The sequence below is a fragment of the Aeromonas sp. Y293-4 genome (assembly GCF_027705905.1).
Lineage (GTDB): Bacteria > Pseudomonadota > Gammaproteobacteria > Enterobacterales > Aeromonadaceae > Aeromonas > Aeromonas veronii.
The window spans coordinates 1-10,005 of record NZ_JAPDCI010000036.1; the positions used below are offsets into that span (position 1 = coordinate 1).

Below are 10,005 nucleotides of genomic sequence, written 5' to 3' on the forward strand. Positions count from 1 at the left end.
CTGATGGATCCAACCCCTCCGCTGCTATAGTGCAGTCGGCTTCTGACGTTCAGTGCAGCCGTCTTCTGAAAACGACACTGCGCCGTCAGAATAGAGTCTGCTTTCACATTCTTTGACACATGCTTGCCAAGGTCATAGATTCCAACCTGACAAATTCAAGGCTTAGGGCGCAATGGAACCAAAAACCAACGTAAGCCCTACCGCCCATCCAGCCTATGGAGGCATCTTGCAGGGACAACGCATCGGTTACGTTCGGGTCAGCAGTTACGACCAGAACCCGGAACGCCAACTTGAGCAGGTCGAGATCGGCAAGCTGTTCACCGACAAGGCCTCGGGCAAGGACACCCAGCGCCCGCAGCTGGAAGCCATGCTCGGATTCGTCCGCGAAGGCGATACCGTGGTGGTGCACAGCATGGATCGCCTGGCGCGCAACCTCGACGATCTGCGCCGTCTGGTGCAAAGGCTGACCAAGCGCGGCGTGCGCATCGAGTTCTTGAAGGAGGGGTTGGTGTTCACCGGCGAGGACTCGCCCATGGCCAACCTCATGTTGTCGGTCATGGGGGCCTTTGCCGAGTTCGAGCGCGCCCTGATCCGCGAGCGGCAGCGCGAGGGCATCGCCCTGGCCAAGCAGCGCGGTGCTTACCGGGGCCGCAAGAAAGCTCTCTCCGACGATCAAGCCATCACGTTGCGGCAGCGGGCCGCTGCCGGCGAGCCGAAGGCTCAGCTCGCACGCGAGTTCGGCATCAGCCGTGAAACCCTCTACCAGTACCTTCGCACGGACGACTGAACCATGCCGCGTCGCTCGATTCTCTCGGCTACGGAGCGCGACACCCTGCTTGCGCTGCCAGAAAGCCAGGATGACCTGATCCGCTACTACACCTTCAACGACTCCGACCTATCCCTGATCCGTCAACGGCGGGGCGATGGCAACCGCCTCGGCTTCGCCGTGCAGCTCTGCCTGCTGCGCTACCCTGGTTATGCGCTGGGCAACGACACGGCGCTACCCGAGCCCGTGATCCAGTGGGTGGCCAAGCAAGTCCAAGCCGACCCCGCGAGTTGGGCGAAGTACGGTGAGCGCGACGTGACCCGCCGCGAGCACGCTCTGGAACTGCGCACCTACCTGCAACTGGCCCCGTTCGGTCTGTCGGACTTCCGCGCCCTGGTGCGCGAGTTGACCGAGCTGGCCCAGCAGACCGACAAGGGCTTGCTGCTGGCCGGGCAGGCGCTGGAGAGCTTGCGCCAGAAGCGGCGCATCCTGCCGACGCTGAGCGTTATTGACCGGGCGTGTTCGGAGGCCATTGCACGCGCCAATCGGCGGGTCTATCGCGCCCTGATCGAGCCGTTGAACCCATCGCATCACGCCAAGCTCGACGAACTGCTCACCATTAAGGCCGGCAGCAACAGCACTTGGTTGACCTGGTTGCGGCAATCACCGCTGAAGCCGAACTCGCGGCACATGATCGAGCACATCGAGCGGCTGAAGATTTTCCAACTGGTGGGCCTTCCCGACAGCCTCGGCCGGCACATCCACCAGAACCGATTGCTGAAGCTCGCCCGCGAGGGCGGGCAGATGACGCCACAAGACCTCGGCAAGTTCGAACCGGAGAGGCGCTATGCCACGCTGGTCGCCGTGGTACTGGAAAGCACCGCGACCGTGATCGATGAACTGGTTGATCTGCACGACCGCATCCTGGTCAAGCTGTTCAGTGGCGCGAAACACAAGCATCAGCAGCAGTTCCAGAAGCAGGGCAAAGCGATCAATGACAAGGTGCGCCTGTACTCGAAGATCGGCCAGGCCCTGCTGGAAGCCAAGGAAAGCGGTAGCGATCCCTATGCCGCCATTGAGGCGGTGATTCCCTGGGACGAGTTCACCGAGAGCGTCAGCGAGGCCGAGCTGCTGGCCCGGCCGGAAGGCTTCGACCATCTGCACCTGGTCGGCGAGAACTTCGCCACTCTGCGCCGTTACACGCCGGCCTTGCTGGAGGTGCTGGAACTGCGCGCTGCCCCGGCTGCGCAAGGCGTGCTGGCAGCCGTGCAGACCCTGAGCGAGATGAACGCCTACAACCTGCGCAAGGTGCCGGCCGATGCGCCCACCGCCTTCATCAAGCCGCGCTGGAAGCCGCTAGTGATAACCCCGGAAGGCCTCGACCGGCGCTTCTACGAAATCTGCGCCCTGTCCGAGCTGAAGAACGCGCTGCGCTCCGGTGACATCTGGGTCAAGGGCTCGCGGCAGTTCCGCGACTTCGACGACTACCTGCTGCCGGCAGAGAGGTTCGCCGCGCTCAAGCATGCGCAGGCTCTGCCCCTGGCGATCAACCCGAACAGCAACCAGTACCTGGAAGAGCGCTTGCAGCTGCTGGACGAGCAGCTGGCCACCGTCACCCGCCTGGCCAAGGACAACGAGCTGCCCGATGCCATCCTCACCGAGTCCGGGCTGAAGATCACCCCGCTGGATTCCGCGGTGCCCAATACCGCGCAGGCGCTGATCGACCAGACCAGCCATTTGCTGCCGCGCATCAAGATCACCGAACTGCTGATGGACGTGGACGACTGGACGGGCTTCAGCCGCCACTTCACACACCTGAAGGACGGTGCCGAGGCCAAAGACCGGACATTGCTGCTGTCAGCGATCCTGGGCGATGCAATCAACCTCGGGCTGACCAAGATGGCCGAGTCGAGCCCCGGCCTGACCTACGCCAAGCTGTCCTGGCTGCAAGCCTGGCACATCCGAGACGAAACCTACTCGGCGGCCCTGGCCGAGTTGGTCAACCACCAGTACCGCCATGCCTTTGCCGCCCATTGGGGCGACGGCACGACTTCCTCTTCCGATGGCCAGCGCTTCCGCGCGGGCGGCCGGGGCGAAAGCACCGGGCACGTCAACCCGAAGTACGGCAGCGAGCCGGGACGGCTGTTCTACACCCACATCTCCGACCAGTACGCTCCGTTCAGCACTCGCGTGGTGAATGTCGGCGTGCGTGATTCCACCTACGTGCTCGACGGTCTGCTGTACCACGAGTCCGATCTGCGGATCGAGGAGCACTACACCGACACCGCTGGCTTCACCGATCACGTCTTCGCCCTGATGCACCTGCTGGGCTTCCGCTTCGCGCCGCGCATCCGCGACCTCGGTGAAACCAAGTTGTATGTGCCCAATAGCGTCCAAGACTACCCGACGCTGCGTCCAATGCTCGGCGGAACCCTGAACATCAAGCACGTCTGCGCTCACTGGGACGAGATTCTGCGGCTGGCCGCGTCGATCAAGCAGGGCACCGTCACCGCATCGCTGATGCTGCGCAAGCTTGGCAGCTACCCGCGCCAGAACGGCCTGGCCGTGGCTCTGCGCGAGCTGGGTCGGATCGAGCGCACGCTGTTCATCCTCGATTGGCTGCAAAGCGTGGAACTGCGTCGCCGCGTGCATGCCGGATTGAACAAGGGCGAGGCGCGTAACTCCCTGGCCAGGGCGGTGTTCTTCAACCGCCTCGGCGAGATCAGGGATCGGAGTTTCGAGCAGCAGCGCTACCGGGCCAGCGGCCTCAACCTGGTGACGGCCGCCATCGTGTTGTGGAACACCGTGTACTTGGAGCGCGCGACCCAGGCCCGAGAAGAGGCAGGCAAGCCAGTTAATCCTGAGTTACTGCAATACCTTTCGCCATTGGGCTGGGAGCACATCAACCTGACCGGCGATTACGTTTGGCGGCAAAGCCGCAAGCTGGAAGACGGGAAATTCAGGCCGCTGCGGCAGCTCGGAAAACCTTAGCGTACGATTTTTTCCGAATTCTGCGGGCTCCCCTGGAAGCGGGTTAGGTTGACTCTGGGCTTCGGTACCAGGGCGGCCAGCCTTGCAATGAAATCCAATGGTTCGAAAATGACGTGCGTGGTGCCGTCCCGGTACGGCGTCTTGAGCTGGTAGCGCACGTTGCCGCCTCGTGTTAACGACAGCCGCTTCTCGGATACCGCCGGGCGGCTGATGTACCGGCACAGCCGTTCGAGCTTCTTGCGTTCATCGGCCCTGGCCGCCACGCCGGCGTGCAGGCTGAACCCGGCTACCTTGCCAATCCCGTCACCGAACGGATCACCACTGGTCGGCAGAGTTTGCAAAGTGAACACCTTTCGCCCCGCCTGTGAACCGACAGCGATACGGTAAGTGATCGAGTGCCCCAGCAGGGGTGTCATCGGGTCGTCATCCACCGCATCCGAGGCCAGATAGCTGTTTTCGACATCCCGTTCCAGCAGGCCTTGCCGTTCCAGATAGCGACCCACCCGGTGGGCGATGGTGTGCGTCAGCTGGGTGAGCTCTGGGCTGGTCGGCGCCTTGACCCAGCGGAAACGCGCTGAGCCGTGGGATTGCTCGACATACACACCGTCGAGAAACAGCATGTGGAAGTGAACATTCAGATTGAGCGCCGATCCAAAACGCTGGATCAGGGTGACCGCGCCCGTCTTGGCCACTTGGTGGGTATGGCCCGCTTTCTTGACCAGGTGCGTGGCAATGACGCGGTAAACGATGCCCAGCACCCACCCCATGATCTCGGGCCGGCTGGCAAACAGGAAACGCAGCTGAAACGGGAAGCTCAACACCCACTGACGCATGGGTTGTTCAGGCAGTACTTCATCAACCAGCAAGGCGGCACTTTCGGCCATCCGCCGCGCCCCACAGCTCGGGCAGAAACCGCGACGCTTACAGCTGAAAGCGACCAGGTGCTCGGCGTGGCAAGACTCGCAGCGAACCCGTAGAAAGCCATGCTCCAGCCGCCCGCATTGGAGAAATTCTTCAAATTCCCGTTGCACATAGCCCGGCAATTCCTTTCCCTGCTCTGCCATAAGCGCAGCGAATGCCGGGTAATACTCGTCAACGATCTGATAGAGAAGGGTTTGCTCGGGTCGGTGGCTCTGGTAACGACCAGTATCCCGATCCCGGCTGGCCGTCCTGGCCGCCACATGAGGCATGTTCCGCGTCCTTGCAATACTGTGTTTACATACAGTCTATCGCTTAGCGGAAAGTTCTTTTACCCTCAGCCGAAATGCCTGCCGTTGCTAGACATTGCCAGCCAGTGCCCGTCACTCCGCGGTCTTCACTGCGTGATCGAGTTGATCGACACCCGCCGTGACACGCTCCATGAAGTGCCTGCCTGCGTCTGTTAGCCGAACGCCCCGCGCATGGCGCTCAAATAGCAGGACACCAAGGTTATCCTCCAGCGCTTTCACACGCGCGCTGACGCTCGACTGGCTGATACCAAGTGCCTTGGCCGCATGCCGAAAATTCAGATGCTCGGCGACGGCGATGAACTGAACAAGGGAAATGAGCGGTATCCTGCCAGACAGGATACCGACATTCACGAGGTTTCGATGGTTAGTGCGCCGCATCGGAGCGGGCCTGCTACCAGTCGTCGGTTAGACGACTGGCGACTTCTCGGTGGCAGCCCCACGGAGCCGAAGGAGCACCAGCCCCAACGAAACCAGTACCGCCATCGCCGTGGCGTAACAGATCACGGGCCACGCTGTGTCACCGTTTAAAAGTGCCACCGCCAATGTCCCGACAATGCTGACTATCAGGCTTTGAACGCAGAAGTAGAACGCGACCGCTGATCCCGCGATGTCGTCGAACTCTGCCAAAGCGCCGTTCGCGGTAACGGACACCGTGAAGACAATACCGACCGCGACAACCCACATCGGTAGGATGAAGGTGAGGAATGACGGCGAGCCGTAAAGTTCGCCGATCCCCAACAGGACCGCTCCGCAAACAAGCAACGCCATCCCACGCGCCACGCATCCTGCGATGCCCCATCTGGCGACAAAGGACTTCGCGAAACGGGTTGTCACGATCATTACAAGCGCGACAGTGGCGAAGGCAAAGCTGAATCCGATCTCGGAATATTCCGCTTGGCCTATGAGCACACGGGGAGCCGTCGAGAAGAAGACGAAGTAGGTGCCCATACCGGCGCTAAAGCCGACAGTGTAAACCCAAAAAGCCGGACTCGCGAAGATCGGCAAGACAGATCGGCGCGTCTTGACTTGATCCAGAGGGCGGGTTTCGTGCCACCTGAAACCCGCATTTAGGAGTGCGAGCATCGCCAGTATAGCCAAAGTAATGAATATCGCCTGCCATCCCAAGAACTCGCCGATCAATGTTCCGGCGATAGGGCCGAGCGCAGGCACGAACGCCAGCATCGAACTGAAAAGGCCGTAGATGACGACACCCTCAGGACGGTTGGCATAAACGTCGCGAACCGTCGCGAACGTCGCCACCAGCATGGCCGACGCGCCCACTGCTTGAAGTAGACGGAAAGCGACAAAGGCCGGTGCAGTTGAAGACCAAGCTGCTCCCAGAGACGCAATGACGAAAGCCGTTGCGCCCGCAAGTAGAATTGGCCGTCGCCCGATTCTGTCTGAGAGCGGACCAAAAATCACCTGGCCCACGCCGAGCATCACCATATAGAGGCTCAACGTGAGTTGGATCATAGCGGGCGTCGTGTTCAGGATGCCGGGCATCGCTGGAACGACAGGGAGATAAATATCCATCGCCAGTGAAGCGAGGATGTCGAAAGGAGCCATCAGCAGCAGTGCTGCCGGCAGCGTATAGGCCCACGCGGGGCGTGTGGTGGTCATGACGAATCAACCCTCGATTAAGGAATACCGGGCGACGTCTGCTCGTCAGCAATCAGATGAGACTAGCCTTACAGAGCGCCGCAACAACAATACTGGTTGTTGCGGCTTACTTGTCTGCTGACTTGGAATTTCCCATCTGATTACTCCACGCTTACGAATATGAATTGCTACATTTTATCCGATTATCTTTTGCTTCGCAATGCGGCATGGGCGCACTCAGCGTTCCAGCCCCCTCTGCCGCCCTAACTGCCACGACACCGACCCGCCCTGCACGATGCCCATAACCTCGCGGCCGAGTTGGCGGTCGATGATCGGCCGCCACGGGACAAGGGTGAACTCATGGGATTTCTCGACCACGGCGAACTTGCCGCTCGATAGATGCACGGTTCCGGTAAACTTGCCGCTGACGCTCTCGCCGTCCGTGGCGGCGCGGAACGGCAGGCCCTTACTCAAAGCCATATCCGATCCGACGCCGGCTACCTCGCGCTCCCGCAGGATGGCGAGAAGGTTGCGCCGGTAGAAGACGCGGCTGTCCCGGCTGCGGGTGGCGTCGCCCTGTTCGATATGGTGCTCGCGGCGCTGGTCCATGGCTTCGCGGACTTGTTGCCCGAAGCCGGTTGGCGCAAGGTCGGCCGTCTCGCCGTGGATCAGCCGCCGGTCCAGCCAGGTCGCGCCGTCCGATCCGATCTGTTTGTTCAGATCGACCGGGGAAAGGACGCGAACGCTGGCCTGACTGTCTCGGCCGGCGTCATGGGCGGCGGCACGGCTGACCAGATCATCGGGGATGCGCCATTGGTCGGCGTCGATCCGCTCGACGATACCGGCCCGGCGTAGCGCCTCCAGCCGGCGCACATGGGCATCGACATAGCCCTCATAGTCGCCGCCTGGAACGCGGCACGTATAGGAAGAATAAACGCCCTTTTCACCCAAGTCCAACAGCTTTGGACCGCAGTTGACTCTTTCGACACCCCTGCGATGCAACCCAATCCGGCTGACGGGGAGCCAGCAACGCTGAAAATTTACCCTCCTCTTTCCCACTAGCGGCTCCTTTTCCGACAACCAGCACGGCGGATCCCTGCCGCGGCGCTGTGAACGCAGCATTTTGATTGGTATCGTTGGCCTTCAGGCTCGTCAGTCAAACAGACCCAGGAGCAGCTCAGCCGGTGGCGCCCGGCTTTCGGGTAACGCCCTGGTCCCGCTGGTTTCGGCTTTGTGCTTCAGGTGATCAAGGATCTGCTTGATCACTATAGGGTCTTCAATGCAGGCGATGACTTTCATGGCGCCGCCGCAGCCGCTGCAGGTCTCGATGTCGATATTGAAAACACGCTTGAGCCGTTGCGCCCATGTCATCGACGCTCGCCGTTGTGCTGGTGTTGCCGGTTCATCAGCCACCCTGACCTTGTTGCCCCTGCCCCGTTTTGCCGGCGTGACCAACGCCCGGTGCCGACTGTTGGGTGCGAACACCCCGTGGAAGCGGGTTAGGTTGACTCTGGGCTTCGGTACCAGGGCGGCCAGCCTTGCAATGAAATCCAATGGTTCGAAAATGACGTGCGTGGTGCCGTCCCGGTACGGCGTCTTGAGCTGGTAGCGCACGTTGCCGCCTCGTGTTAACGACAGCCGCTTCTCGGATACCGCCGGGCGGCTGATGTACCGGCACAGCCGTTCGAGCTTCTTGCGTTCATCGGCCCTGGCCGCCACGCCGGCGTGCAGGCTGAACCCGGCTACCTTGCCAATCCCGTCACCGAACGGATCACCACTGGTCGGCAGAGTTTGCAAAGTGAACACCTTTCGCCCCGCCTGTGAACCGACAGCGATACGGTAAGTGATCGAGTGCCCCAGCAGGGGTGTCATCGGGTCGTCATCCACCGCATCCGAGGCCAGATAGCTGTTTTCGACATCCCGTTCCAGCAGGCCTTGCCGTTCCAGATAGCGACCCACCCGGTGGGCGATGGTGTGCGTCAGCTGGGTGAGCTCTGGGCTGGTCGGCGCCTTGACCCAGCGGAAACGCGCTGAGCCGTGGGATTGCTCGACATACACACCGTCGAGAAACAGCATGTGGAAGTGAACATTCAGATTGAGCGCCGATCCAAAACGCTGGATCAGGGTGACCGCGCCCGTCTTGGCCACTTGGTGGGTATGGCCCGCTTTCTTGACCAGGTGCGTGGCAATGACGCGGTAAACGATGCCCAGCACCCACCCCATGATCTCGGGCCGGCTGGCAAACAGGAAACGCAGCTGAAACGGGAAGCTCAACACCCACTGACGCATGGGTTGTTCAGGCAGTACTTCATCAACCAGCAAGGCGGCACTTTCGGCCATCCGCCGCGCCCCACAGCTCGGGCAGAAACCGCGACGCTTACAGCTGAAAGCGACCAGGTGCTCGGCGTGGCAAGACTCGCAGCGAACCCGTAGAAAGCCATGCTCCAGCCGCCCGCATTGGAGAAATTCTTCAAATTCCCGTTGCACATAGCCCGGCAATTCCTTTCCCTGCTCTGCCATAAGCGCAGCGAATGCCGGGTAATACTCGTCAACGATCTGATAGAGAAGGGTTTGCTCGGGTCGGTGGCTCTGGTAACGACCAGTATCCCGATCCCGGCTGGCCGTCCTGGCCGCCACATGAGGCATGTTCCGCGTCCTTGCAATACTGTGTTTACATACAGTCTATCGCTTAGCGGAAAGTTCTTTTACCCTCAGCCGAAATGCCTGCCGTTGCTAGACATTGCCAGCCAGTGCCCGTCACTCCCACTCGATTGTAAACAAGCACACAAAACCCTTTGTCTGTTTTTATTGGTTTTGTTTTTGTTGAGAACTTTCAGGTAAATGGGGCGTTGTTGCTCAAATCAGGGAACTATCCCGCAGTTTGGTGATCTGATCTCTTAGGTTCACCACCGGGAGCGCCAGATGGGCAAGTCCAAGCACAAGATCAGCAACTGGAAACAGTACAACCAAGCCTTGGTGCAACGTGGTTCGTTGACCGTCTGGATGGATGAGCAAGCCATCCAGCAGTGGCATTGCCAGACCCATCATGGCCGCCGAGGGCGAGGCTTCCATTACAGCGACTCCGCCATTGAAACTGCGCTGATGCTCAAGGCGGTATTCAAGCTACCGCTGCGTGCCTTGGAAGGCTTCATCAACTCGCTGTTCCAGCTGATGAATGTGCCCTTACAGTCGCCGGACTACAGCTGTATCAGCAAGCGCGCCAAGACGGTCGAAATCAAGTACCGCCTACCGAGCCATGGCCCAGTGGCTCACCTGGTCATCGATGCCACCGGACTCAAGGTCTATGGCGAAGGCGAATGGAAAATTCGCAAGCACGGCAAGGAGGGGTTCTAGGGATTTTCCGTCCAAAAACGACAAAGTGCTCTGGAGGCCGCGCCGTCCGTGGCCTCCAGAGGGGTA

Annotated in this window: 6 protein-coding genes and 2 pseudogenes; 3 read left to right on the top strand and 5 right to left on the bottom strand. The window is 60.7% G+C overall.

The features are described 5' to 3' along the window. Positions 1-226: 226 nt before the first annotated feature. Together OKC31_RS20955 and OKC31_RS20960 are read left to right on the top strand one after the other, a co-directional pair. Entirely contained in the window at positions 227-787 is a 561-nt protein-coding gene (locus OKC31_RS20955; RefSeq protein WP_003117272.1) for a recombinase family protein, read from the top strand. A gap of 3 nt (positions 788-790) precedes the next feature. Then, positions 791-3,757 carry a Tn3 family transposase gene (locus OKC31_RS20960; protein ID WP_201932036.1) on the top strand — a complete coding sequence of 989 codons (2,967 nt, stop codon included), beginning with the start codon at positions 791-793 and terminating at the stop codon, positions 3,755-3,757. 29 nt (positions 3,758-3,786) lie between these two features. On the opposite strand, the pseudogene OKC31_RS20965 reads toward OKC31_RS20960, so the two are convergent. The 5 genes and pseudogenes from OKC31_RS20965 to OKC31_RS20985 all read right to left on the bottom strand — a co-directional run. After that, positions 3,787-4,947 (bottom strand): annotated as a pseudogene (locus tag OKC31_RS20965) (IS91-like element ISCR2 family transposase); the annotation flags it as partial. 111 nt (positions 4,948-5,058) lie between these two features. Beyond that, the gene (locus OKC31_RS20970; RefSeq protein WP_001100557.1) at positions 5,059-5,337 is read right to left on the bottom strand and encodes a LysR family transcriptional regulator; all 279 of its coding nucleotides are present in this window, start codon (positions 5,335-5,337) and stop codon (positions 5,059-5,061) included. A gap of 54 nt (positions 5,338-5,391) precedes the next feature. Beyond that, positions 5,392-6,606, bottom strand: coding sequence for a chloramphenicol/florfenicol efflux MFS transporter FloR (gene floR, locus OKC31_RS20975; protein ID WP_023300759.1), 1,215 nt, complete (start codon positions 6,604-6,606; stop codon positions 5,392-5,394). A 216-nt stretch (positions 6,607-6,822) separates the two neighbouring features. Then, positions 6,823-7,707, bottom strand: a complete 885-nt coding sequence (locus OKC31_RS20980) for a DUF3363 domain-containing protein (RefSeq protein WP_001447541.1) — start codon at positions 7,705-7,707, stop codon at positions 6,823-6,825. A gap of 30 nt (positions 7,708-7,737) precedes the next feature. Next, positions 7,738-9,231, bottom strand: a complete 1,494-nt coding sequence (locus OKC31_RS20985; RefSeq protein WP_015344975.1) for an IS91-like element ISCR2 family transposase — start codon at positions 9,229-9,231, stop codon at positions 7,738-7,740. Between the two features lie 276 nt (positions 9,232-9,507). On the opposite strand from OKC31_RS20985, the pseudogene OKC31_RS20990 reads away from it, so the two are divergent. Further along, positions 9,508-9,930 (top strand): annotated as a pseudogene (locus OKC31_RS20990) (IS5-like element ISEc35 family transposase); the annotation flags it as partial. Positions 9,931-10,005 lie beyond the last annotated feature (75 nt).

Bases quoted from the DNA above. Each gene is read 5' to 3' on its own strand.
- OKC31_RS20985 (WP_015344975.1), bottom strand. From the start codon at position 9,231: ATGCCTCATGTGGCGGCCAGGACGGCCAGCCGGGATCGGGATACTGGT.
- OKC31_RS20960 (WP_201932036.1), top strand. From the start codon at position 791: ATGCCGCGTCGCTCGATTCTCTCGGCTACGGAGCGCGACACCCTGCTT.
- OKC31_RS20980 (WP_001447541.1), bottom strand. From the start codon at position 7,707: ATGCTGCGTTCACAGCGCCGCGGCAGGGATCCGCCGTGCTGGTTGTCG.
- floR (WP_023300759.1), bottom strand. From the start codon at position 6,606: ATGACCACCACACGCCCCGCGTGGGCCTATACGCTGCCGGCAGCACTG.